Origin of the sequence: Pseudomonas sp. LA5 (assembly GCF_028640825.1) — a bacterium.
Taxonomy (GTDB): Bacteria; Pseudomonadota; Gammaproteobacteria; order Pseudomonadales; family Pseudomonadaceae; genus Chryseomonas; species Chryseomonas aestiva.
Window position 1 is genome coordinate 99,403 of record NZ_JAQYZY010000052.1, and the last position, 22,592, is coordinate 121,994.

Below are 22,592 nucleotides of genomic sequence, written 5' to 3' on the forward strand. Positions count from 1 at the left end.
CCAAGGAGAGTCCATGTTTCGCCATCTTCTGCCGCTGCTCGCCGCCGGCCTGCTGTCCGTAGCCTCCCTTACCGCCCAGGCGGCCACCCCCTATCCGCTGACCATCCACAACTGCGGCCGCGACCTGGTCTTCGAACGCGCGCCTCAACGCCTGGTCAGTCTGGGCCAGGCCAGTACCGAGTTGCTCTTGCGCCTGGGCGTGGGCGCGCGGCTGGTGGGCACCGGCGTCTGGTTCGGCGGCTTGCCCGCGGACCTGCAGGCGGCGGGCAAGGGCATTCCGCGGCTGGCCGACAACGCCCCCAGCTTCGAAGCCGTGGTCGGCACCCGGCCGGATCTGGTGGCGGCCCAGTACACCTATCACGTCGGGCCGGGCGGCGAGGTGGCGGACTTCCCGCGCTTCGCCACGCTGGGCATCTCCGCCTATGTGGCGCCCAGCGATTGCGAGGGCAAGGCGGTGACCGCCGATTCCAACAGCGACGGCAGCCGCAGCGCGCCGTTCGACATGAATCTGGTGACCCGTGAAGCCCAGGAGCTGGCGGCCATCCTCGATGTGCAGCCGGCCGGCAAGCAGCTGGTTGCCGAGCTGGACCGCCGTATCGCCGCCGCTGGCGAGCAGGCCAAGGCGGCCGGGGTCCGGGGGCGTTCGGTGCTGTTCTGGTTTTCCAGTCCGCGGCTGGAAGGGGATCCCTGGGTCGCTGGCAACCTCGGCGCGCCGGCCTGGATCGCCCGCGCCCTGGGCCTGCGCAACGTGGTCGACAGCGCCGAGGAATGGCCGGCGGTGAGCTGGGAGCGCATCGCCAGTCTGGACCCTGACTATATCGTCGTGGCGCGCATGGACCGCCGTCTCTATCCCGCCGATGACGTGGACAAGAAGCTGGCCTTCCTGCGCAGCGATCCCCTGACCCGCGAATTGCGCGCGGTGCGCGAGAACCGCCTGCTGGTGGTGGACGCCCCGACCCTCAATCCCTCGCTGCGGGTGGTGGACAGCGTCGAGACCCTGGCCGCCGACCTGGCCAAGCCGCAACCATGAGTCTGCCCCTGGCGGCCGAGGGGGCCCGGCCCTGGCGCTGGCTGCTGGGCCTGGCCGCGGTGCTGGCGCTGGCGGCGAGCGTGGTGCTGGCGGCGTCCTTCGGCGAGATGCCCATCGCGCCCCTGACCAGTCTGCAGGCCATCGCCAACGGCCTCGGCCTGGGGCCCTATCCGGTGGAGCGCATCGTCCAGGGCATCGTCTGGGAATACCGCCTCAGTCGCGCTCTGGTGGCCGCCTGCTGCGGCGCCGGCCTGGCGGTCTCCGGCGCCATCCTCCAGGCGCTGCTGCGCAACGCCCTGGCCGAACCCTATGTGCTGGGGCTGTCGGCCGGCGCCTCCACCGGCGCGGTGCTGGTGATGCTGCTGGGGGTCGGTGGCGGCATGCTCGGCGTGTCCCTCGGCGCCTTTCTCGGCGCGGTGCTGGCCTTTACCGTGGTGCTGCCCTTTCTCGGCAGTGGCGGCAGCACCCGCATCATCCTCGCCGGGGTGGCCGCGTCCCAGCTGTTCAATGCCCTGACCGCCTATATCGTCGCCACCGCGGCCAATGCCGAGCAGGCACGCAGCGTCATGTTCTGGCTGCTCGGCAGCCTGGCCGGGGTGCGCTGGCCGGACGTCTGGCTGGCCGCCGGGGTAGTGCTCGCTGGCTTGCTGGTGTGCCTGGCCTGCGCCCGGGCGCTGGATGCCTTCGCCTTTGGCGAAGACGCCGCCGCCAGCCTCGGCGTGGCGGTGGGGCCGCTGCGCCTGCTGCTGCTGGCGGTCACCGGCCTGATCACCGCCTGCCTGGTCAGCCTGGTGGGTGCGGTGGGCTTCGTCGGCCTGGTGATCCCCCATGTGGCACGCTTCCTGGTCGGTCCGGGGCATGGCCGGCTGTTGCCCACCTGCGCCCTGATCGGCGCGCTGTTCATGGTGCTGGCCGACATCGTCGCCCGCACCCTGGTGGCCAAGCAGACTCTGCCCATCGGCGTGGTCACCGCCCTGGTCGGCGCGCCGGCCTTCGCCTTCATCCTCTACCGCGCGCGGGAGGTCCGATGAGCCTCGCCGCGCGGAACGTGGCCTGGAGCGCCGGCGGCCAGCCGATCCTCGCCGGGGTGACCCTCGCGGTGCCGCCCGGCGGGGTGCTCGGACTGCTCGGCCCCAATGGCTCGGGCAAGTCCAGCCTGCTGCGGCTGCTGGCCGGGCTGCGGCGGCCAGAGGAGGGCAGGGTCAGTCTCGACGCGGTGCCGCTGGCCGAGTTGCGCCGGCGCGACCTGGCGCGGCGGGTCGCCCTGGTGGAGCAGCAGGCCGGTACCGAGGCCGATCTGTCGGTGGCCGAGGTGGTACGCCTGGGGCGCACGCCCCATCGAGGTCTGCTCGATGCCTGGAGCGCGCGCGACGCCGAGGTCTGTCAGCGCGCCCTGGCCCAGGTCGGCCTGGTCGACAAGGCGGCACGGCGCTGGCACAGCCTCTCCGGTGGCGAGCGCCAGCGCGCCCAGATCGCCCGCGCCCTGGCCCAGGAGCCCAGCGAACTGCTGCTGGACGAACCCACCAATCACCTCGATATCCAGCACCAGCTGGAGATCCTCGACCTGGTCCGCCGCCTGCCGGCCACCTGCGTGCTGGCCATCCACGATCTCAACCTCGCCGCGCTATTCTGCGACCGCCTGGCGGTGCTGCGCGACGGCCGCCTGGTCGCCGAAGGCGCTCCGGCCGCGGTGCTGACGGCCGCGCTGATCCAGCAGGTCTGGGGGGTGAAGGCGCAGGTGACGCTGGACGGCCCCGACGGTCGGCCGACGATCCGCTATCGGCTGGGCTGACGCCGCCGCACCGGGCCGGCCCGCTCTTCGATCGCCTGCCTGAGCTGCGGGCGCCCCCCCAGCCAGAAGACCGCTTCGGTGGCGATGAACAGCGGGCCGATGGCCAGGCCGGCCAGGTCGTCGAGAAAGGCCGGCTTGCGCCCCTCGTAGTGGTGACCGACGAACTGGATGGCCCAGCCGACCAGGAACAGACCCAGCCCCCAGCCCAGCCAGACGCCCGTGGTCCGGGCCGCCAGCACGGCACCCAGCCAGAGGGCAAGACCAAGCAGCACGCTCATCAGCAGCCCCAGCGGCCGATCCAGGCGCAGGTAGAAGACCGCCACCGCCCCGGCCACCGGTACCGCGGGCGACAGCGGCCAGCCGGCCAGGCTGAAGACCGGTCGCGACAGCAGGATGGCCACCGCCAGCACGATCAGCAGGATGCCGGGAAAGTGGCTGGCGATGTTGCGCGGATCGCGGTGGTAGCTCGCGTACTGGCTGAGATGATCTTCCAGGGTCTTCATCGGCAGGCATCCAGGCGGCTGGGCGGGAAGCCTCAGCATGCACCGGGAAGACCCTGCGCGTCAGTGGGCACCAGGAGAAATGCCATTGCGATAATCGCCCCCTCGCTCGATAATCGATCAAAAGCCTGCCGAGGACCGGTCCGATGGACGATAACCGCACCGCTCACGCCACGGGCCTGCCGCCACTGGCCGCGCCGCCCATCATTGCCTCGCCGGCCAAGCGCATCGAAGCCTTCACCGGCGACCCGAACTTCATGACCTCCCTGGCCCGCGGCCTGGCGGTCATCCACGCCTTCCAGGAGCGCAAGCGCCAGCTGACCATCGCCCAGATCAGCCATCGCACCGAGATCCCCCGCGCCGCGGTGCGCCGCTGCCTGCATACCCTGATGAAGCTGGGCTACGTCACCACCGACGGCCGCACCTATTCGCTGCTGCCCAAGGTGCTGACCCTGGGGCACGCCTATCTGTCGTCGACGCCGCTGGCGGTCACCGCCCAACCGGTGCTTGATCGCCTCAGCGAGCAACTGCACGAAGCCTGCTCCATGGCCACCCTGGAAGGCGACGAGATCCTCTATATCGCCCGCTCGGCGACGCCGCAGCGACTGATCTCGGTGGACCTCAGCGTCGGCAGCCGGCTGCCGGCCTATTGCACCTCCATGGGCCGCATCCTGCTCGCCGCCCTGGACGATGCCGCCCTGCACGACTACCTGGAGCACGCCGACCTGCAGGCCAAGACCAGCCGCACCCTCTATCAGCCGCCGGCGCTCATCGCGTGCCTGGGCCAGGTGCGCCAGCAGGGCTACGTCATCGTCGACCAGGAGCTGGAGGTGGGGCTGAGATCCCTGGCGGTGCCCCTGAGAGACGCCGCCGGCCAGGTGCTGGCGTCGCTCAACGTCGGCACCCACGCCAGTCGGGTCAGTCGCCAGGAACTGGAGACGCGCTTCCTGCCGGTGCTGCTGGCGGCCAGCCAGGAATTGAGCACCCGGCTGTTTCACTAGCGAATCCGGTCGATTATCGGCCATATCGCCGATAATCGAATTGTCAGCTGTTCGGGGTTGGGCTTAACGTCGGCGCAGTGGCGCACTACGCCGATAACAACAACACGAGCAGACCACCATGACACAAACCCTCGCGGGCGCCGTGCCCCTGGCCGATTCTTCGGCCACGGCGACAGCCGGCACCCTGGATGTCCAGCACTTCATCAATCGCCAGGCACTGTCCGCCTACCAGTGGCGCATCGTCGCCCTGTGCTTTCTCATCGTCTTTCTCGACGGCCTCGACACCGCGGCCATGGGCTTCATCGCCCCGGCGCTGTCGGTGGAGTGGGGCATCCCGCGGGCCAGCCTGGGGCCGGTGATGAGCGCGGCCCTGGGCGGCATGGTCTTTGGCGCCCTGGGCTCCGGGCCCCTGGCCGATCGCTTCGGTCGCAAGGGCGTGCTGGTGGTCGCCACCTTCATCTTTGGCGGCTTCAGCCTGCTCTCGGCCTTCAGCGCCAACCTCGAACAGCTGGTGATCCTGAGATTCCTCACCGGGCTGGGCCTGGGCGCCGCCATGCCCAACGCCACCACGCTGCTCTCGGAATACACCCCCGAGCGCCTCAAGTCGCTGCTGGTGACCAGCATGTTCTGCGGCTTCAACCTGGGCATGGCCGGCGGTGGCTTCGTCTCGGCCTGGATGATCCCGGCCTATGGCTGGCACAGCCTGCTGGTGCTGGGCGGCGTGCTGCCGCTGGCGCTGGCCGTGGTGCTGCTGCTCTGGCTGCCGGAATCGGCGCGCTATCTGGTGGTGCACGGCAAGAGCGCCGAGCGCATCCGCCGGGTGCTGGCGCCCATCGGCCGCGAGGCCGCCGAGGCCCGGCACTTCGTGGTGCCCGAGCAGAAGTCGGTCAAGACCGGCAACGTCTTCGCGGTGATCTTCAACCGCAACTACAGCGCCGGCACCCTGCTGCTGTGGCTGACCTATTTCATGGGCCTGGTGATCGTCTACCTGCTCACCAGCTGGCTGCCGACGCTGATGCGCGACGCCGGCGCCAGCCTGGAGCAGGCCGCCCTGATCGGCGCGCTGTTCCAGTTCGGCGGGGTGCTCAGCGCGGTGTTCGTCGGCTGGGCCATGGACAGATTCAATCCGCACAAGGTGATCGGCCTGTTCTATGTGCTGGCTGGGATCTTCGCCTATTGCGTGGGCCAGAGCCTGGGCCAGGTCGCCCTGGTCGCCACCCTGGTGCTGGTGGCCGGCATGTGCATCAACGGCGCCCAGTCGGCCATGCCGTCGCTGGCGGCGCGCTACTACCCGACCCATGGCCGCGCCACCGGGGTGTCCTGGATGCTCGGCATCGGCCGCTTCGGCGCCATCACCGGCGCCTGGATGGGCGCGACCCTGCTGGGCCTGGGCTGGACCTTCACCCAGGTGCTCACCGCGCTGCTCCTGCCGGCCGGTCTTGCCGCCCTGGCGGTATTGATCAAGGGCGTGGTCAGCCACGCCGATGCCACCTAGCGTCGACGGCTTCCCCTTTGCCGGTGGCAGGCGCTAGGCGCAGGCGCTGCCACCGCGTAAAGTTGCACCCTTTGCATGCTCCGCAGTCACCCGTCTAGAGCGGGTGCAGACGTCCAAGGGGTTCCATGAAAGGTTTCGCGCGCAGCGGGCAGTGGGCTGTCCGGCTGGTAACGCTTATCGCTTGCTTTCTGATTGCTCCGGCCTTTGCCGAGACCCGCCAGGTCACTGACGTTCTCGGGCGCACGGTGACGATCGAGGCACCGGCCAAGCGGGTGGTGCTGGGCTTCCACTATGGCGACTACCTGGCGGTCGGTGGCGAGCAGGCCTTCGATGCCGTGGTCGGTGTCTCCCGCGGCGCCTGGGAACGCAAGGTGCCGGCCAACTGGGCGCTCAATGTCGCCCACCGACCCTCCCTGGCCAGCCTTCCCGATGTGGGGGAGACGGAAAACAACAGCTTCTCGGTGGAAAAGGTCCTCGCCCTCAAGCCTGATCTGGTGGTGCTGGCCGCCTGGCAATTCCAGGCGCTGGATAGCGAGGTCAAGCGCCTCGAACAACTCGGCATCCCGGTGGTGGCGATCGACTACAACGCCCAGACCCTGGAGCGCCACCTGGCCTCCACCCGCCTGCTCGGCGTCATCACCGGCCAGGAGGCGCGCGCCGCCGAGCTGGCCGACTTCTATGCCAAGGTGGTGGAGGACATCCAGACCCGCATCGCGGCCGCTCATCGTCCGAAGCCGCGGGTCTATGCCGAGTTCGGCAACAAGGGGCCGGCCGAGTACTCCTTCACCTATGGTCGCAACATGTGGGGCGCCATGGTCACCCTGGCCGGTGGCGAGAACATCGCCGCGCCCTTCATCCAGTGGTGGGGGGTGATGAATCCGGAACAAGTGCTCATGGCCCAGCCGGAGGTCATCTTCATCTCCGGGCGCGAGGACAACAGCAATCCCACCGCCTTGCCCATGGGCCCCGGCGTGACCGCCGATGATGCCCGCAACCATTTGCGCGCCTTCATGCAGCGACCGGGCTGGGCCAATCTGCCGGCGATCCGCGACGGGCGTCTGTATGGCGTCTACCAGGGCGCCTCGCGCAGCCTGGAGGACTTCGCCATGCTGCAGTTCATTGCCAAGCAGCTCTATCCGGATCTGTTCCAGGACGTGGATCCCATGGCCAACTACCGCGACTACTATCGCCGCTACATGCCGATCCAGCCCCAGGGCACCTTCGCCATAGGCCTGACGCCATGAGCGCGGCCGCGAGCGCCAGCCACGGCAACGCCATCGCCGAGCAGCGCGCCCGCGAGCGTCGCCGCTGGCGCGCTTGCGCGGTGTTTCTGCTGTTGACCCTGGCGGCTCTGGTGCTGGACATCGCCACCGGGCCGTCGCTGCTCTCGCCGCTGGAGGTGCTCAAGTCGCTGACCGGGCTTGGCGAGCGGCAGCCGATGACCGACGCCATCGTCCGCGACCTGCGCCTGCCGGTGGCGCTGATGGCCCTGGCGGTGGGCGCCGCCCTCGGTGCGGGCGGGGCGCAGATGCAGACGCTGCTCAACAACCCCATGGCCAGCCCCTACACCCTGGGCATGGCCGCCGCCGCCGGCTGTGGCGCCGCCCTCAGCCTGGCACTGGGCAGCTTCGGCCTGGGCGCGCTGATCGGGGTGCCGCTGGGGGCCTTCGCCTTCGCCATGCTGGCGGCGCTGTTTCTCTTCGCCCTGGCCTCGCTCAAGCGCACCGGCAGCGACACCATCATCCTCGGCGGCATCGCCCTGCTGTTCCTCTTCCAGTCGCTGCTGTCGCTGGTGCAGTTCCTCTCCTCGCCGGAGCTCTCCCAGCAGATCCTCTTCTGGCTGTTCGGCAGCCTCGGCCGCGCCACCTGGACCACCCTGGCCATCGTCGCCGGGGTGACCCTGCTGTGCTGCCTCCTGCTCTTGCGCGATGCCTGGAAACTGGCCGCGCTGCGCCTGGGCGAGGCGCGGGCCGAGAGCCTCGGCGTGGACATCCGCCGCCTGCGCCTCAAGGTGCTGATCCTGGTGGCGGTGATGACCGCCACGGCCACCAGTTTCGTCGGGGTGATCGGCTTCGTCGGCCTGGTCGCGCCCCATATCGCCCGTTGGCAGGTGGGCGAGGATCAGCGCTTCCTGCTGCCGCTGTCGGCCATCTGCGGCGCCCTGATGCTGTCCTCTGCCTCGGTGCTGTCCAAGTCGATCCTGCCCGGGGCGCTGTTTCCGGTGGGCATCGTCACCGCCATCGTCGGGGTGCCCTTCCTGCTCTGGCTCATCTTCGCCCCGCGCAGGTCCAGCCCATGATCCGCCTCCAGGACCTCGCGCTGAAGCGCGGCGACCGCACCGTGATCTCCGGACTCTGCACCGAGCTGCACGCAGGGCAGGTCCATGTGATACTCGGCCCCAATGGCACCGGCAAGACCACCCTGCTGCGCGCCCTGGCCGGAGACCTGCCGCTGGCGGCGGGTCATATCGAACGCGGGGAAAGGCGGCTGGTGGCGGGGGCTTGGCTCCGCGCTCAGCGCGAGAGCTGGCGCCAGGGCGTGGCCTATATGCCCCAGGATTCCCATGCCGAGGCGGCGCTGTCGGTGCTGGAGACGGTGGCCATGGGCAGCCTGGAACGGCTGACCCTGCACCTGGACGATGAGCTGCTGGAACGGGCGCTGGGCAAGCTCGACGAGGTGGGCATCGGGCACCTGGCCTCGCGCCAGCTGGGCGCCCTGAGTGGCGGTCAGCGGCAACTGGTGTTCTTTGCCCAGGTGCTGATGCGCGAACCCGAGGTGATGCTGCTGGATGAACCGGTCAGCGCCCTGGATCTGCGGCACCAGATCAACCTGCTCGATCGGGTACGCCACGAGACCCGATTGCACAATCAGGTGACCGTGGTGGTGCTGCACGATCTCAACCTGGCCTGCCAGTACGCCGATTCGCTGCTGGTGCTGGTCAACGGTGGCCTGCTGGCCGCCGGCCGGCCCGCCGCCATCGTCACCGCCGACCTGCTGGAGGCCACCTACGGCGTGGCGGTGGACATCCTCCACGACCGCCAGGGCCGCCCGGTGGTGCAGCCGCTGACCGGTCAGGCCTTCAGCGAGGCCTGATTTTCAATGGGTCGTAGAGCCTGTTCATAATCTCGCGAGCTAGAGCCAAACAAGGCGAGAAGGCCTGAGGAAGCGGAGTTTACATAGCGTAAATGAGCATTCCGGAGGCCTTCTCAACGCGGTTTGGCCGACGCGCAGCAGATTATGAGCAGGCTCTTAGAAGGTGTAGGTGAAACCGGCCTGTACCGTCCGCGGCTCGCCCGGATAGCTGTAGGCGTTCCAGGAACTCTCGTCGTAGCCCTTGTTGAAGACGTTGCGCACGTCCAGGTTCAGCCGCAGGTGCTCGTCGACCTTGTAGAAGCTCAAGAGGTCGGTGACCGTGTAGCTGTCCATCGTGTAGTCGCTGGCGATGGTCTTCTGGCCTTCGCGCTCACCCACGTACTTGAGGTTGGCACCCAGGCCCAGGCCGCGCAGTGCACCGTCGTGGAATTCGTAGACGTTGAGCAGGTTGACGGCATTGCGCGGGATGTTGGTCAGGCGCGTGCCGCGGGCCAGGGTGTTGTCCTTGGTGACCTCGGCATCGGTGAAGGCATAGCCGCCGAGGATGCGCCAGTTGGGCGTCAGGTCGCCGGTCACGTTGACTTCGAAACCGCGGCTGCGCACCTCGCCGGCGGCGACGTTGAAATTCGGATCGACCGGGTCCAGGGTCAGGACGTTTTCCTTGACCGTATGGAAGATCGCCGTGTCGACGCTGAGGCGGCCGTCCAGCGCCGCCCACTTCATGCCCACCTCGTAGGCCTTGCCTTCCTCGGGATCGAAGCCGCCGCCCAGGCGCGCCGCGCCGGTGTTGGGCTTGAATGACTTGGAGGCGCTGGCATAGAGGGCCAGTTCCGGGGTGAGGTCGTAGCTGACGCCTAGGCGCGGGGTGACGGCGTTGTCGGCGTTGGACCAGCTTTGACCACCGGCGACGAAGTTGTCGTAGTCATGCTCGAAGCGTTCCAGGCGCACGCCACCCAGCACCTTGAAACGCTCGGTGAGGGCGATCTGGTCCTGCACGAAGGCCGCCCAGGTCTTGAGGGTCTCGTGGTCGTGGGTGGGCGTACGGGTCAGGGCTGGGCGCGGCTGGCCGAGAACCGGATCGACCAGGTTGATCGGATAGGCGCTGACACTGCCTGGCGAGCGCTGGATGATCGACTGATAGTCGTAGTCTTCCACCTCGATCCCGGTGATCAGGGTGTGGCCGAGGCCGAAGGTGTCGAAGCGACCGGTCAGGTTCAGCTGCAGGTCGCGATCGGTCCACTCCAGCTTGCGGTAGTTGAAGTTGCGGCCCAGGGTCACGCCGTCGGCCTGCACGCCGTTGGCTTCCACGGCATTGCCCTTGAGGCTGCCGTCCAGGTACTGGAAGCCGCCGGCCAGGGTCCAGGCGTCGTTCAACTGGTGCTCGAAGCGCAGCTGATAGGCCTCGCTGTCGCTGTGCAGCAGGTTGGTGGTGCCCTTTTCCCAGGCATTGGTGGAGCGACTGGCCTCGGCGCGCTGGGTCAGGTAGTTGGTGCGGCCGCGATCCAGCGGGGCGTTGCTGCGGATGATGTCCGCCTCGAAGGTGATGAGGGTGGCGTCGGTGGCCTGCCAGCTAAGCACCGGGGCGACTTCGTAGCGCTCGGTGTGCACGTCGTCGCGGAAGGTGTCGCCGCCCTCGGAGATCAGGTTGAGGCGATAGGCCAGGCGGCCGTCCTCGTCCACCGGGCCGGTGGTGTCCAGGGTGCCGCGTTTCTGGCCCTGGTCGGTGAACTGGCTGCCAAGGGTGGTCTTGCGCTCGCCCAGCGGCTGCTTGGTGACCACGTTGAAGGTGCCGCCCGGATCGCTGCGGCCATAGAGGGTCGCGGCCGGGCCGCGCAGGACTTCGACCCGCTCCAGGGTGGCGGCATCCGGCGCGCTGGGATAGCCACGATTCATGGGGAAGCCGTTGCGGAAATACTCGGAGCTGGTGAAGCCGCGCACCGTGTAGCTGGTCAGGCCCTGGCCGCCGAAGTTGTTGCCGCGGCCGACGCCACCGGCCTGGTCCAGCGCCTGTTGCAGGCGGGTGGCGGAGAGGTCGTCGAGGGCTTCGCGGGAGACCACGCTCACCGACTGGGGCGTCTCGTGCAGCGGGGTGTCGGTACGGGTGGCACTGCTGGAACGCTCTGCCTTGTAGCCCTGCACCGGACCGGTGGGTGATTCGGCCGTGCCGACGATGGTGAGGTCGGACAGCGCCTGGGGCGAATCTTCCGTCTGCTCCTGCGCATGACCGGCGAGGGGGAGGGCACAGAGGGGCAGCAGATAGAGAGCAGGGACCAGCCGGCGCATTGTTATCGTCCTGGGATCGGGGAGGCGGATTCTAGAGCGGCTTGCAAAGTGGATACAACTGCGAGTCGTTACCGCCTGAGACATATTTTCATCGGACTGGTCGGTTCGTTGGCGACGGCGCGCCCAAATACCGTCGTCGCCAATCGCCGGCAGACACCTGGCGGGCCTGCGCCGGGAGGCGAGCCCGGCACTTTTGCCGTAGCATGCCGCTCCTTTGCCGTCGTGACCGCCCATGAATACCGCCACCCTTGCCCACCTCTCCGCGCTGCTGCTCGCCGCCCTCGATTCGCCACCTGCCGAGGCGCGCCGGCTGGTGCACGGCCGTGGCCGGCTGCTGCCGGGGCTGGAACAACTCACCGTGGACTGGCTGGAAGGCGTGGTGCGGGTAGGGCTGTTTCGCGAATTGCCCGCCGCCGAGCTGGATGCCCTGCGCACGACTCTGACCGTCCTGGGCGAGACCCCGGCGTGGCGCGCCAGCGGCGCCCGCAGCCTGCTCCTGCAGCATCGCTATCGCCTGGACGCGGCCAGCGAGGCGCTGATCGGTGCGCCGGTGGGCGAGCACGTCATCCATGAAGACGGCCTGAAGTTCGGCCTGGACCTCACCCGCCACCAGAACATGGGGCTGTTCCTCGACATGCGCCTGGGCCGCCGCTGGGTGCGCGAGCAGGCCGCCGGTCTGCGCATCCTCAACCTGTTCGCCTACACCTGTGGCTTCTCGGTGGCCGCCCTGGCCGGCGGCGCGGCCCAGGTGGTCAATCTGGACATGGCCCGCGGGCCCCTGACCCGCGGTCGCGAGAACCACCGACTCAATGGCCATGACCTGGGCAAGGTCAGCTTTCTCGGCCACGAACTGTTCAAGTCTTGGGGCAAGGTGCGCAAGCTGGGGCCCTATGACCTGGTGATCGTCGATCCGCCCAGCTTCCAGCAGGGCAGCTTCGCGCTGACCAAGGACTACGCGCGCATCCTGCGCCGCCTGCCCGAACTGCTCACCCCCGGTGGCCGGGTGCTGGCCTGCGTCAACGACCCCGGCGTCGGCGCGGATTTCCTCATCGCCGGCATGGCCCAGGAGGCGCCCGGACTGGCCTTCGTCGAGCGCCTGGCCAATCCGCCGGAATTCGCCGACGAAGACGCCGAAGGTGGTCTCAAAGTGCTGGTGTTCCAGCAGGACCAGGCGTCGTAGGTTGGGTTGAGCGTAGCGAAGCCCAACGGTGCCCGGTTTCGGCCCCGCCTTGTTGGGCTTCGACGATAAAGCCGTCTCAACCCAACCTACGGAATCCGCCCGTAGGTTGGCGCTGAGCGCCGCGAAGCCCAAAGGTGCCCAGCCTCGACCCCGGCCCGTTGGGCTTCGACGATGAGGCCGTCTCAACCCAACCTATGAATCCGCCCGCAGGTTGGCGCTGAGCGTAGCGAAGCCCAACAGTCCCCAGGTTCAACCCCAGTTCGTTGGGCTTCGACAGTGGCGCCGGCTCAACCCCACCTGCGCGACGGGGCGCCATTTCATCGGGCGCTCGGTACCACTCGGAGGCCCTGGTGGCGGATGAGCGCAGCAGCAGCCATGCTGTGGCGTTACCTGGAAGGAGCGGCAATGGACGTGCAATGGTGGTACTGGCTGGTGCTGGGCGTCGGCCTGATGCTGAGCGAATTGGTGGTGCCGGCCTTTTTCCTGATCTGGTTCGGCCTGGGCGCCCTGCTGGTCGGCGTGCTGCTGCTGGTACTGCCGGCCCTGGCGCTGGCCGTGCAACTGCTGGTCTGGAGTCTGGCCTCGCTGGTGGCGGTGTTTCTCTGGTTTCGCTATGGCAAGGACCGTGGCAAGCCCGGTGAAGACTGGAGCGCCGACGTCCATCTGGGCGAGATAGGCCTGCTGGTCGCGGCGGTCGGCCCCTTCGCCCGTGGCCGCGTGCGCTTCCAGAAACCCATCCTCGGCAGCGATGAATGGCCCTGCCTGGCCGATGCCGAGATCGCGGCCGGCGAGCGGGTTCGACTGCTCGCCTTCGAAGGCAACCTGGTCAAGGTCGCCCGTCAATCCTGACGTCTTCCATCCATAGGGACATCGTCCATGAGTGTCAGTCTTATCGTCGCCCTGCTGTTGCTGGTCTTCATCGTCGTCACCGTCGCCAAGGGCGTGCGCCTGGTGCCCCAGGGGCAGGAGTGGATCGTCGAGCGCCTCGGCAAGTACCGCACCACCCTCAAGCCCGGGCTGAATTTCCTCATCCCCTACATGGACCAGGTCAGCTACCGCCTCAGCACCAAGGACCTGATCCTCGATGTGCAGCAACAGGAGGTCATCACCCGCGACAATGCGGTGATCCTGGCCAATGCCCTGTGCTTCGCCAAGATCGTCGATCCGGCCAAGGCGGCCTATGGCGTGGAAGACTATGCCCAGGCCATCACCAGCCTGGCGATGACCTCGCTGCGCGCCATCATCGGCGAGATGGAACTGGACCAGGCACTGTCCTCGCGGGACGAGATCAAGGCGCGGCTGAGGGTCAGCATGGCCGAGCAGACCGTGGACTGGGGCATCACCGTCAAGGCGGTGGAGGTGCAGGAGCTCAAGCCGACCCCGTCGATGCAGGCGGCGATGGAAATGCAGGCGGCCGCCGAGCGGGAGCGCAAGGCGGTGGTGACCCGGGCCGAAGGCGCCAAGCAGGCCGCCATCCTGGAGGCCGATGCCCGTCTCGAAGCCGCCAAGCGCGACGGCGTGGCCCAGGTGACCCTGGCGCAGGCCTCCGCCGCCGCCCTGAGCAAGATCTCCGAAGCCGTGGGCAGCGAACCGACGCCGGTGCTCTATCTGCTGGGCGAGCGTTATATCAATGCCATGGAAAAGCTGGCCACCAGCGAGAACGCGAAGACGGTGGTCCTGCCGGCCGATATCCAGCAGACGCTGCGTGGCCTGCTGGGGACCAAGTCCTAGTCCGGCAATTGTCGCGGGCCTGCCCTAGCCCTGCTTCGGCAGGCGCCGATAGAGCTGCTCGACCTTTTCCCGCGCCCAGGGCGTGCGGCGCAGGAAGGTCAGGCTGGATTTGATACTGGGCTCATGGGTGAAGCAGCGCAGCGGGATGCGTCGGCCGAGTTCTTCCCAGCCATGATGCTCCACCAGGCGGGTGAGCAGGGCTTCGAGGGTGATGCCTTCGAGGGGGGCGCGGGGCTTGTCGGACATCGGCTGGGCTCTGGATGAGGGGAGGGCAGTGTAGCCGCTGCAACAGCGCGCCGCGCGTCGAAGCGGTCGACAGTCCACAAACGATGCTGTTCGATAATCGAACTATTAGTCGATTATCGGATTGTTTGCATGGGTAGGGCTTTGTAGTCTGGCTCCAGACCGCCGCACCGGGCGGCGCCGACAACAAAGACGCGAGTCGACAATCCATGGCCCAGATCCTGTCCCTGAGCGAAGCCATCCAGCGCTTCGTCCACGATGGCGAGACCGTCGCCCTCGAAGGCTTCACCCATCTCATTCCGACCGCCGCCGCCCACGAGCTGATCCGCCAGAACCGGCGCGACCTGACCCTGGTGCGCATGACCCCCGACCTGGTCTATGACCTGCTGATCGGTGCCGGCTGTGCCAAGCGGCTGATCTTCTCCTGGGGCGGCAATCCCGGGGTCGGCTCCCTGCACCGCCTGCGTGATGCGGTGGAAAAGGGCTGGCCGCACAAGCTGGAGATTTCCGAGCACAGCCACGCGGCCCTGGCCAACGCCTATGTCGCCGGCGCCTCCAACCTGCCCTTTGCCGTCCTGCGCGGCTATCAGGGCTCGGACCTGGCCAAGGTCAATCCGGACATCAGGTTCATCGCCTGCCCCTTCACCGGCGAGCAGCTCGCCGCGGTGCCCAGCGTGCGCCCCGACGTCACCGTCATCCATGCGCAGAAGGCCGACCGCCAGGGCAACGTGCTGATCCAGGGCATCCTCGGCGTGCAGAAGGAAGCGGCGCTGGCCGCCCAGCGCTGCATCGTCACCGTGGAGGAGATCGTCGACGACCTCCAGGCGCCGATGAACGCCTGCGTACTGCCGACCTGGGCGCTCAGCGCGGTCTGCGTGGTGCCGGGCGGGGCGCATCCGTCCTATGCCCACGGCTACTACGAGCGGGACAACCGTTTCTACCAGGCCTGGGACCCGATCGCTCGCGACCGCGACACCTTTACCCAGTGGATCGACACCTACATCCGCGGTACCGCGGACTTCGCCGCCTTCCAGGCGAAGCTGGCTGCGGAGGCCTGAATCATGAGCGACTTCACCACCAATGAAATGATGACCGTGGCCGCCGCACGCCGCCTCGGCAATGGCAGCGTCTGCTTCGTCGGCATCGGCCTGCCGTCCACCGCCGCCAACCTGGCACGCCTGACCCATGCGCCGGACGTGGTGCTGATCTACGAATCCGGCCCCATCGGTGCCAAGCCCTCGGTGCTGCCGCTGTCCATCGGCGACGGCGAACTGGCCGAGACCGCCGACACCGTGGTGCCCACCGGCGAGATCTTCCGCTACTGGCTGCAGGGCGGACGCATCGACGTGGGCTTTCTGGGCGCGGCCCAGGTCGACCGCTTCGGCAACATCAACACCACGGTGATCGGTGACTACCACCAGCCCAAGGTACGCCTGCCGGGCGCCGGCGGCGCGCCGGAGATCGCCGGCTCGGCCAAGGAGGTACTGATCATCCTCAAGCAGTCGCACCGCAGCTTTGTCGACAAGCTGGCCTTCATCACCTCGGTGGGCTTCGGCGAGGGTGGCGATCATCGCCAGCAGCTGGGTCTGCCGGGCAAGGGGCCGACCGCCATCATCACCGACCTCTGCATCATGGAGCCGGAAGCCGACACCCACGAATTCGTGGTGACCGCCCTGCATCCCGGAGTGACCCGCGAACAGGTGGTGGCCGCCACCGGCTGGGCCATCCGCTTCGCCGACCAGGTCGCCACCAGCGCGGCGCCGACGGCAACCGAACTCGCGGCCCTGCGTGATCTGCAGGCCCGGACCAATGCCGCCCACGGCGGCCAGAAAGGAGCTGAGGAATGAGTCGCCCCGTCTATATCTGCGACGCCATTCGGACCCCCATCGGCCGGCTCAACGGCGGACTTTCCGCGGTGCGCGCCGATGACCTGGCGGCCATTCCGCTCAAGGCGCTGCAGGAGCGCAATCCCCAGGTGGACTGGACGGCAGTGGACGAGGTGTTCATGGGCTGCGCCAACCAGGCCGGGGAAGACAACCGCAACGTGGCGCGCATGGCAGTGCTGCTGTCGGGACTACCGGAAACGGTGCCGGGCGTGACCCTCAATCGCCTCTGCGCTTCGGGCATGGAGGCGGTGGGCCAGGCCTATCGCGCCATCGCCCTCGGCGAGATGGAGCTGGTGATCGCCGCCGGGGTGGAATCCATGACCCGCGCTCCCTATGTGATGGGCAAGGCCGACAGTGCCTTCGGTCGCGGCCAGAAACTGGAAGACACCACCCTGGGCTGGCGCTTCGTCAATCCGGCGATGAAGGAGACCTACGGCGTCGACAGCATGCCGGTCACCGGCGACAACGTCGCCGCCGACTATGGCGTCAGCCGCGCCGACCAGGACGCCTTCGGCCTGCGCAGCCAGCAGCGCGCCGCGGCGGCCCAGGAATCCGGCTACTACGCCGAGGAAATCGTCCCGGTGACGATCAAGGGCAAGAAGGGCGACCTGGTGGTGGCGCAGGACGAGCATCCGCGTCCGGACACCACCGCAGAAGGCCTGGCCAAGCTCAAGCCGGTCAACGGCCCGGACCGGACCGTAACCGCGGGCAACGCCTCGGGTCTCAACGACGGCGCCTCGGCGATCATCCTGGCCTCGGCGGAAGCGGTGCAGAAGCACGGCCTCACGCCCCGCGCCCGGGTACTGGGCATGGCCAGCGGCGGGGTGGCGCCGCGCATCATGGGCGTCGGTCCGACCCCGGCGGTGCGCAAGCTGCTGCAGCAACTGGACCTGTCCATCGAGGCCTTCGACGTCATCGAGCTCAACGAGGCCTTCGCCGCCCAGGGCATCGCCGTCCTGCGCGAACTGGGCGTGGCCGACGACAGCCCCAAGGTCAATCCCAATGGCGGCGCCATCGCCCTGGGTCATCCCCTGGGCATGAGCGGCAACCGCCTGGTGCTCACCGCGGTGCACCACCTGGAAAAGACCGGCGGCCGCCTGGGGCTCGCCACCATGTGCGTGGGCGTCGGCCAGGGGCTGGCGCTGGCGGTGGAGCGGGTGGACGGGATCTGAGGCTTTGGCGCTGAGGCAAATCGCGGCCATGGCGGTCCGCCGATACGGCCGCTCCTACACGTGGCGTACCTGTAGGAGCGGCCCATGGCCGCGATAGCCAGAGCTGATCCTAGAGCGGTCGCCTCGGCAACCTACCAAGATTTCATCCACTGCTAGCCTCAATCCATGCCCACACCCCCTGTAACCGCGTGTGTCTCTCCTGGTCCGATGGCGGTAGGCTGTCCCCCGTCCATCCATACCTATAATTAAGGATCTCCATGAGCACTCACCCGCATTACAGCTTCGAGGAGCGCAAGAAGCGCATCTTCGCCATCGTCGGCGCCTCGTCCGGCAACCTGGTGGAATGGTTCGACTTCTACGTCTACGCCTTCTGTTCCATCTATTTCGCCGCCGCCTTCTTCCCGAAGAGCGATCCCACCGTGCAGCTGCTGAGCACCGCCGGCGTCTTTGCCGCGGGCTTTCTCATGCGCCCCCTGGGCGGCTGGATTTTCGGGCGCGTCGCCGACAAGTACGGCCGACGCACCTCCATGGTCATCTCCATCCTGATGATGGGTGCCGGCTCCCTGGCCATCGCCTGCCTGCCCACCTATGCCAGCATCGGCGTCGCGGCGCCGGCCCTGCTGCTGCTCGCGCGCCTGCTGCAAGGCATCTCGGTGGGTGGTGAATACGGCACCACCGCCACCTACATGAGCGAGGTGGCGCTGCGTGGCCAGCGCGGCTTCTTCGCCTCCTTCCAGTACGTCACCCTGATCGGCGGCCAGCTGCTGGCGGTGCTGGTGGTGGTGATCCTGCAGCAGGTCCTGAGCGATGCCGACCTGCGTGCCTGGGGCTGGCGGATTCCCTTCCTGGTCGGCGCCGCCGCGGCCGTGGTCTCACTGTTCCTGCGTCGCTCGCTGGAAGAGACCACCACCGCCGAGACCCGCGCCAACAAGGAGGCCGGTACCCTCAGCGGCCTGTTCAAGCACCACAAGGCGGCCTTCTTCACCGTGCTCGGCTACACTGCCGGCGGCTCGCTGATCTTCTATACCTTCACCACCTACATGCAGAAGTACCTGGTCAACACCAGCGGCATGGACGCCAAGACCGCCAGCGCCGTGATGACCTGTGCCCTGCTCGTGTTCATGCTGATGCAGCCGCTGTTCGGCATGCTCTCCGACCGCATCGGCCGGCGCGCCTCCATGCTGCTGTTCGGCGGCCTGGGCACGGTCTGCACCTGGCCGATCCTCACGGCGCTGGCCAGCGTCCAGAGTCCCTTCGTGGCCTTCCTGCTGATCTGCCTGGCCATGGCCATCATCAGCCTCTACACCTCCATCAGCGGCCTGGTGAAGGCGGAGATGTTCCCGCCGGAGGTGCGTGCCCTGGGCGTGGGCCTGTCCTATGCGGTGGCCAATGCCATCTTTGGCGGTTCGGCGGAATTCGTCGCCCTGAGCTTCAAGACCCAGGGGCATGAAGAAGTCTTCTACATCTATGTCTCGGTGATGCTGGCGGTGGCCTTCCTGGTCAGCCTGAGATTGCCGCGGCAGGCCACCTACCTGCATCACGACCACTAGGAGCAACCAACAAAACTACTGCGCGTCCGCCAGGCGGGCGCGTGCAGTGCTCGGAATCCTCATGTACCACTTGTACATTCCGGTTCCTGCGCGCCGCGCGCACCCGCCTGACAACCGCTCGCTACGCTTTGTTGGCCGCTCCGCCACTTGAGGAATCCCCATGTCCAACCTGCTATTCGACGCCTACTTCACCAGCGCCGCCATGCGCGCGGTGTTTTGTGACCACGGCCGACTGCAGGGCATGCTGGACTTCGAAGCGGCCCTGGCGCGCGCCGAGGCGGCGGTGGGGGTGATCCCGCAGACGGCGGTGGCGCCCATCGCCGCTGCCTGCCGCGCCGAGCGTTATGACGCGGCCGAGCTGGCCCGGGCCGTGGTCAGCGCCGGCAATTCCGCCATTCCGCTGGTCAAGGCGCTGGGCCGGCAGATCGCCGCCCAGGACCCCGAGGCCGAGCGCCATGTGCATCGTGGCGCCACCAGCCAGGACGCCATGGACAGCGGCCTGGTGCTGCAGATCCGCCAGGCGCTGGACCTGCTGGACGCCGACCTGGCGCACCTGGCCGAGGCCCTGGCCGCCCAGGCCGAGCGCCATGCCGATACCGTGCTGGCCGGCCGCACCTGGCTGCAACATGCGACGCCCGTGACCCTGGGCATGAAGCTGGCCGGGGTGCTGGGCGCCATCACCCGGCATCGCCAGCGCCTGGCCGAACTGCGACCACGGGTGCTGGTGCTGCAATTCGGCGGTGCCTCGGGCAGCCTGGCCGCCCTGGGCGCTGATGCCCTGCCGGTGGCCGAGGCCCTGGCCCGGGAGCTGGCGCTGAGCCTGCCGGAGCAACCCTGGCACACCCAGCGCGATCGCCTGGTCGAGGTCGGCGCCTGGCTCGGCCTGGTGGCCGGCAGCCTGGGCAAGCTGGGCCGCGATCTCTCGCTGCTGATGCAGACCGAAGCCGCCGAGGTCTTCGAGCCCTCGGCGCCGGGCAAGGGGGGCTCTTCCACCATGCCGCACAAGCGCAATCCGGTGGGCGCCGCGGTGCTGATCGCCGCCGCCACCCGCGCGCCGGGTCTGGTCAGCACCCTGTTTTCCGCCATGCCCCAGGAGCACGAGCGCAGCCTGGGGCTCTGGCACGCCGAGTGGGAAACCCTGCCGGAGCTGTTCTGCCTGGTTTCCGGCGCCCTGCAACAGGCTCAGGCCATCGTCGCCGGGCTGGAGGTCGACGCCGCACGCATGCAGGCCAACCTGGAACTGACCCACGGCCTGGTGCTGGCCGAGGCGGTCAGCATCGCCCTGGCCGGGCGCCTGGGGCGCGAGGCCGCCCACCACCTGGTGGAGCAGAGCTGTAAGCGCGCTGTCCAGGAGGGTCGCCACCTGCGCCAGGTCCTCGGCGATACCCCCGAGGTCACCGCCGAGCTTTCCAGTGCCGAGCTGGATCGACTGCTGGACCCCGCCCATTACCAGGGCCAGGCCCGGGCCTGGGTGGCTCGCGCCCTGGCCGAACACCGCACTTTGCTTGCCCATTCCTAGACCAGAGGACTGCCTGATGCCCAGCGTACGTCTCGCCGATGGCGACCTGAATTACCAACTGGAGGGCCCCGCGGGCGCCCCCGTGCTGATCCTGTCCAACTCCCTGGGCACCAACCTGGCCATGTGGGACGACCAGGCCGCCGCCTTCAGCGAGCGCTTTCGCCTGCTGCGCTACGACACCCGCGGCCATGGCGCCTCCCTGGTGACGCCCGGCCCCTATCGCATGGACGGGAACGGTCGCGACGTCCTGGCCCTGGCCGACGCCCTGGGCATCGACCAATTCGCCTTCTGCGGCCTGTCCATGGGCGGCTCCATCGGCCAGTGGCTGGGCATCAACGCCCCCGAGCGGGTCACCCGTCTGGTGCTGTGCAACACCGCCGCCAAGATCGGCACCCCCGAGGTGTGGAATACCCGCATCCAGACCGTCGAAGCCGGCGGCGAGCAGGCCATGCGCGACCTGCGCGACGCCTCCATCGGTCGCTGGTTCACCCCTGATTTCGCCAGCGCCGAGCCGGACCGGGTCGACCGCATCGTCGCCATGCTCGCCGGCACCTCGCCCCAGGGTTATGCGGCCAACTGCGCGGCGGTGCGCGATGCCGACTTCCGCGAGGTACTGGACGCCATCCGTGCGCCGACGCTGATCGTCGCCGGCAGCCACGACGCCGTGACCACCCCGGCCGACGGCCGCTTCCTGCAGGAGCGCATCCCGGGCGCCGAGTACGTCGAGTTTCCCGCCGCCCACCTGTCCAACGTGCAGATGGGCGCTGCCTTTACCCAGCGCGTGCTGGCCTTTCTGAGCGCCTGAAGGAGTCGATCTTGGACGAAAGAGAACGTTATGAAGCCGGCATGCAGGTCCGCCGCGCGGTGCTGGGCGACGCCCACGTCGATCGCAGCCTGGAAAAGCTGACCCCCTTCAACGAGGAATTCCAGGAGATGATCACTCGCCACGCCTGGGGCGACATCTGGACCCGCCCGGGCCTGCCGCGGCACACCCGCAGCCTGATCACCATCGCCATGCTGATCGGCATGAATCGCGAAGGCGAACTCCGCCTGCACCTGCGTGCCGCCCGCAGCAACGGGGTGACACGAGAGGAGCTCAAGGAGCTGATCATGCAGAGCGCCATCTACTGCGGCATCCCGGCGGCCAACGCCACCTTCCACCTGGCGGAGGCGGTGTGGGATGAGTTGGGGGTGGAGTCGTTGGAGGGGTGAGTTTTCCCTTGGGCCCCTTGGATGAAGCCCGCCGGTTTAGATTTGGTGGGCGTTATTGGTTTTGAATGAGGCGTATGGCGTAGGTTGGGTTGAGCGTTAGCGAAGCCCAACATCACGGGGTTAGCCCTCGATACCTGGCTTTGCCTGCTGGTGCCCTAGCTGCTTATCGAAGTCTAGAGGAGGTCCTTGTTTCGCCCCCTCGGGCGAGTCACTTTTGCCAATCGCGGCAAAAGTAACCAAAAACGCTTGCCCCACGTTTCGGCCCTGCGCTGCGCTCCGGGTCCCCTCGCTCCGGTGCCGCTCCAGGGGCACGGCACGAAGGGGCTTCCTGCCCCTCGCGCCTTGCTCGGCGTCCTGCCTCGCATCCCCCTCCGCGACACCTACACTCGGCCTCACTGACGGGGCGGGGCGACAGCCTGAGGCTTGGGTGTTTAAAGGTTTGTAGCGTGGAAAACCGCGTAGCGTTTTCCACTGATACGCATGGCCATGCTTAGTGGACAAGGCTTCGCCGTTGTCCACGCTACGGCTACGGCTACGGCTACGGCTACGGCTACGGCTACGGCTACGGCTACGGGCTTTTTGTGGCTCTTCAACCAACACTTTCAGGCTAGCGAATCGCCCCGTTCAGGAGGGCGAACGCCAGTGTCGTGGAGTGGGTCGAGCCGCATGGATGCGGCGAGAGGTCCAGTGGGCCATGGACGGCCCATCTGGACCGACCCCGGAACGGCGCTGGTGCGAGCGCACCCGGAGCGAAGCGGAGGGCCGGATGGTCGGGGCAAGCGTTTTTGCTTACTTTTTTCGCGTTTGAAAAAAGTGAGTCGCCCGGGTGGGCGAAACAAAAAGCATGAAGGCGTTTGATAAACAGCTGAGGCACCAATAGGCCAGAGAGTTGGGCTTCGCTATCG

The 22,592-nt window shown here is 68.0% G+C and carries 21 protein-coding genes and 1 other RNA gene; 19 read left to right on the top strand and 3 right to left on the bottom strand.

Going from position 1 to position 22,592, the window contains the following annotated elements:
• The first annotated feature begins 13 nt into the window (after window positions 1–13).
• The 3 genes from PVZ72_RS19770 to PVZ72_RS19780 are packed head-to-tail and all read left to right on the top strand — an operon-like array spanning window position 14 to window position 2,822.
• A complete protein-coding gene (locus PVZ72_RS19770; protein WP_273862802.1) occupies window positions 14–1,030 on the top strand; it encodes an ABC transporter substrate-binding protein in 1,017 nt (338 codons plus the stop codon).
• Window positions 1,027–2,061, top strand: coding sequence for a FecCD family ABC transporter permease (locus tag PVZ72_RS19775; protein WP_133862284.1), 1,035 nt, complete (start codon window positions 1,027–1,029; stop codon window positions 2,059–2,061). Before PVZ72_RS19770 ends, PVZ72_RS19775 begins: the two co-directional genes overlap by 4 nt.
• Entirely contained in the window at window positions 2,058–2,822 is a 765-nt protein-coding gene (locus PVZ72_RS19780) for an ABC transporter ATP-binding protein (protein WP_273862803.1), read from the top strand. The genes PVZ72_RS19775 and PVZ72_RS19780 overlap by 4 nt, the downstream gene beginning before the upstream one ends.
• On the opposite strand, the gene PVZ72_RS19785 is transcribed toward PVZ72_RS19780, so the two are convergent.
• Window positions 2,807–3,325 (bottom strand): Mpo1 family 2-hydroxy fatty acid dioxygenase, encoded by a 519-nt coding sequence (locus tag PVZ72_RS19785; protein WP_273862804.1) that lies wholly within the window; start codon window positions 3,323–3,325, stop codon window positions 2,807–2,809. The genes PVZ72_RS19780 and PVZ72_RS19785 overlap by 16 nt on opposite strands.
• A gap of 143 nt (window positions 3,326–3,468) precedes the next feature.
• Between PVZ72_RS19785 and PVZ72_RS19790 the strand changes: the two genes are divergently transcribed.
• The 5 genes from PVZ72_RS19790 (at window position 3,469) to PVZ72_RS19810 (ending at window position 8,911) form a co-directional block, all read left to right on the top strand.
• Window positions 3,469–4,323 (top strand): IclR family transcriptional regulator domain-containing protein, encoded by an 855-nt coding sequence (locus PVZ72_RS19790; RefSeq protein ID WP_133862282.1) that lies wholly within the window; start codon window positions 3,469–3,471, stop codon window positions 4,321–4,323.
• A gap of 118 nt (window positions 4,324–4,441) precedes the next feature.
• Window positions 4,442–5,818, top strand: a complete 1,377-nt coding sequence (locus tag PVZ72_RS19795) for an MFS transporter (RefSeq protein ID WP_252977260.1) — start codon at window positions 4,442–4,444, stop codon at window positions 5,816–5,818.
• 125 nt (window positions 5,819–5,943) lie between these two features.
• Window positions 5,944–7,062, top strand: coding sequence for an ABC transporter substrate-binding protein (locus PVZ72_RS19800; protein ID WP_273862805.1), 1,119 nt, complete (start codon window positions 5,944–5,946; stop codon window positions 7,060–7,062).
• Window positions 7,059–8,117, top strand: a complete 1,059-nt coding sequence (locus tag PVZ72_RS19805; protein WP_273862807.1) for a FecCD family ABC transporter permease — start codon at window positions 7,059–7,061, stop codon at window positions 8,115–8,117. The genes PVZ72_RS19800 and PVZ72_RS19805 overlap by 4 nt, the downstream gene beginning before the upstream one ends.
• Entirely contained in the window at window positions 8,114–8,911 is a 798-nt protein-coding gene (locus tag PVZ72_RS19810; RefSeq protein ID WP_273862808.1) for an ABC transporter ATP-binding protein, read from the top strand. Before PVZ72_RS19805 ends, PVZ72_RS19810 begins: the two co-directional genes overlap by 4 nt.
• A 156-nt stretch (window positions 8,912–9,067) precedes the next feature.
• Here the strand turns inward: PVZ72_RS19810 and PVZ72_RS19815 are convergent, their stop codons facing one another.
• Window positions 9,068–11,194 carry a TonB-dependent siderophore receptor gene (locus PVZ72_RS19815; protein ID WP_273862809.1) on the bottom strand — a complete coding sequence of 709 codons (2,127 nt, stop codon included), beginning with the start codon at window positions 11,192–11,194 and terminating at the stop codon, window positions 9,068–9,070.
• 232 nt (window positions 11,195–11,426) lie between these two features.
• Between PVZ72_RS19815 and PVZ72_RS19820 the strand changes: the two genes are divergently transcribed.
• The 3 genes from PVZ72_RS19820 to PVZ72_RS19830 all read left to right on the top strand — a co-directional run bounded on the left by PVZ72_RS19820 (window position 11,427) and on the right by PVZ72_RS19830 (window position 14,105).
• Window positions 11,427–12,374 carry a class I SAM-dependent methyltransferase gene (locus PVZ72_RS19820; RefSeq protein WP_273862810.1) on the top strand — a complete coding sequence of 316 codons (948 nt, stop codon included), beginning with the start codon at window positions 11,427–11,429 and terminating at the stop codon, window positions 12,372–12,374.
• A 405-nt stretch (window positions 12,375–12,779) separates the two neighbouring features.
• Window positions 12,780–13,223 carry an NfeD family protein gene (locus PVZ72_RS19825; protein WP_158891696.1) on the top strand — a complete coding sequence of 148 codons (444 nt, stop codon included), beginning with the start codon at window positions 12,780–12,782 and terminating at the stop codon, window positions 13,221–13,223.
• A gap of 27 nt (window positions 13,224–13,250) precedes the next feature.
• Window positions 13,251–14,105, top strand: coding sequence for an SPFH domain-containing protein (locus PVZ72_RS19830; protein WP_187981038.1), 855 nt, complete (start codon window positions 13,251–13,253; stop codon window positions 14,103–14,105).
• Window positions 14,106–14,129: 24 nt separating this feature from the next.
• On the opposite strand, the gene PVZ72_RS19835 is transcribed toward PVZ72_RS19830, so the two are convergent.
• Complete coding sequence (locus PVZ72_RS19835) at window positions 14,130–14,351, bottom strand: VF530 family protein (protein ID WP_273862812.1); 222 nt, start codon at window positions 14,349–14,351, stop codon at window positions 14,130–14,132.
• 206 nt (window positions 14,352–14,557) lie between these two features.
• Between PVZ72_RS19835 and PVZ72_RS19840 the strand changes: the two genes are divergently transcribed.
• From PVZ72_RS19840 to pcaC, 8 genes are all read left to right on the top strand, one after another.
• A complete protein-coding gene (locus PVZ72_RS19840) occupies window positions 14,558–15,406 on the top strand; it encodes a CoA transferase subunit A (RefSeq protein ID WP_273862813.1) in 849 nt (282 codons plus the stop codon).
• A 3-nt stretch (window positions 15,407–15,409) separates the two neighbouring features.
• Complete coding sequence (locus PVZ72_RS19845; RefSeq protein ID WP_273862814.1) at window positions 15,410–16,195, top strand: CoA-transferase subunit beta; 786 nt, start codon at window positions 15,410–15,412, stop codon at window positions 16,193–16,195.
• Entirely contained in the window at window positions 16,192–17,406 is a 1,215-nt protein-coding gene (gene pcaF / locus PVZ72_RS19850; protein WP_187981042.1) for a 3-oxoadipyl-CoA thiolase, read from the top strand. The genes PVZ72_RS19845 and pcaF overlap by 4 nt, the downstream gene beginning before the upstream one ends.
• 257 nt (window positions 17,407–17,663) lie before the next feature.
• Complete coding sequence (locus PVZ72_RS19855) at window positions 17,664–18,956, top strand: MFS family transporter (RefSeq protein ID WP_158891708.1); 1,293 nt, start codon at window positions 17,664–17,666, stop codon at window positions 18,954–18,956.
• Between the two features lie 61 nt (window positions 18,957–19,017).
• A non-coding RNA gene (locus tag PVZ72_RS19860) (sX9 sRNA) lies at window positions 19,018–19,093 on the top strand.
• A 23-nt stretch (window positions 19,094–19,116) separates the two neighbouring features.
• On the top strand, window positions 19,117–20,475 hold the full coding sequence (locus tag PVZ72_RS19865; RefSeq protein ID WP_273862815.1) for a 3-carboxy-cis,cis-muconate cycloisomerase: 1,359 nt from the start codon (window positions 19,117–19,119) through the stop codon (window positions 20,473–20,475).
• A 16-nt stretch (window positions 20,476–20,491) separates the two neighbouring features.
• Window positions 20,492–21,280, top strand: coding sequence for a 3-oxoadipate enol-lactonase (gene pcaD / locus PVZ72_RS19870; RefSeq protein ID WP_273862816.1), 789 nt, complete (start codon window positions 20,492–20,494; stop codon window positions 21,278–21,280).
• Window positions 21,281–21,291: 11 nt separating this feature from the next.
• Window positions 21,292–21,687, top strand: coding sequence for a 4-carboxymuconolactone decarboxylase (gene pcaC / locus PVZ72_RS19875; protein WP_093257243.1), 396 nt, complete (start codon window positions 21,292–21,294; stop codon window positions 21,685–21,687).
• Window positions 21,688–22,592: the final 905 nt, after the last annotated feature.

Coding starts and splice junctions, on each gene's coding strand:
- PVZ72_RS19770 (WP_273862802.1), top strand. CDS start 14: ATGTTTCGCCATCTTCTGCCGCTGCTCGCCGCCGGCCTGCTGTCCGTA.
- PVZ72_RS19775 (WP_133862284.1), top strand. CDS start 1,027: ATGAGTCTGCCCCTGGCGGCCGAGGGGGCCCGGCCCTGGCGCTGGCTG.
- PVZ72_RS19780 (WP_273862803.1), top strand. CDS start 2,058: ATGAGCCTCGCCGCGCGGAACGTGGCCTGGAGCGCCGGCGGCCAGCCG.
- PVZ72_RS19785 (WP_273862804.1), bottom strand. CDS start 3,325: ATGAAGACCCTGGAAGATCATCTCAGCCAGTACGCGAGCTACCACCGC.
- PVZ72_RS19790 (WP_133862282.1), top strand. CDS start 3,469: ATGGACGATAACCGCACCGCTCACGCCACGGGCCTGCCGCCACTGGCC.
- PVZ72_RS19795 (WP_252977260.1), top strand. CDS start 4,442: ATGACACAAACCCTCGCGGGCGCCGTGCCCCTGGCCGATTCTTCGGCC.
- PVZ72_RS19800 (WP_273862805.1), top strand. CDS start 5,944: ATGAAAGGTTTCGCGCGCAGCGGGCAGTGGGCTGTCCGGCTGGTAACG.
- PVZ72_RS19805 (WP_273862807.1), top strand. CDS start 7,059: ATGAGCGCGGCCGCGAGCGCCAGCCACGGCAACGCCATCGCCGAGCAG.
- PVZ72_RS19810 (WP_273862808.1), top strand. CDS start 8,114: ATGATCCGCCTCCAGGACCTCGCGCTGAAGCGCGGCGACCGCACCGTG.
- PVZ72_RS19815 (WP_273862809.1), bottom strand. CDS start 11,194: ATGCGCCGGCTGGTCCCTGCTCTCTATCTGCTGCCCCTCTGTGCCCTC.
- PVZ72_RS19820 (WP_273862810.1), top strand. CDS start 11,427: ATGAATACCGCCACCCTTGCCCACCTCTCCGCGCTGCTGCTCGCCGCC.
- PVZ72_RS19825 (WP_158891696.1), top strand. CDS start 12,780: ATGGACGTGCAATGGTGGTACTGGCTGGTGCTGGGCGTCGGCCTGATG.
- PVZ72_RS19830 (WP_187981038.1), top strand. CDS start 13,251: ATGAGTGTCAGTCTTATCGTCGCCCTGCTGTTGCTGGTCTTCATCGTC.
- PVZ72_RS19835 (WP_273862812.1), bottom strand. CDS start 14,351: ATGTCCGACAAGCCCCGCGCCCCCCTCGAAGGCATCACCCTCGAAGCC.
- PVZ72_RS19840 (WP_273862813.1), top strand. CDS start 14,558: ATGGCCCAGATCCTGTCCCTGAGCGAAGCCATCCAGCGCTTCGTCCAC.
- PVZ72_RS19845 (WP_273862814.1), top strand. CDS start 15,410: ATGAGCGACTTCACCACCAATGAAATGATGACCGTGGCCGCCGCACGC.
- pcaF (WP_187981042.1), top strand. CDS start 16,192: ATGAGTCGCCCCGTCTATATCTGCGACGCCATTCGGACCCCCATCGGC.
- PVZ72_RS19855 (WP_158891708.1), top strand. CDS start 17,664: ATGAGCACTCACCCGCATTACAGCTTCGAGGAGCGCAAGAAGCGCATC.
- PVZ72_RS19865 (WP_273862815.1), top strand. CDS start 19,117: ATGTCCAACCTGCTATTCGACGCCTACTTCACCAGCGCCGCCATGCGC.
- pcaD (WP_273862816.1), top strand. CDS start 20,492: ATGCCCAGCGTACGTCTCGCCGATGGCGACCTGAATTACCAACTGGAG.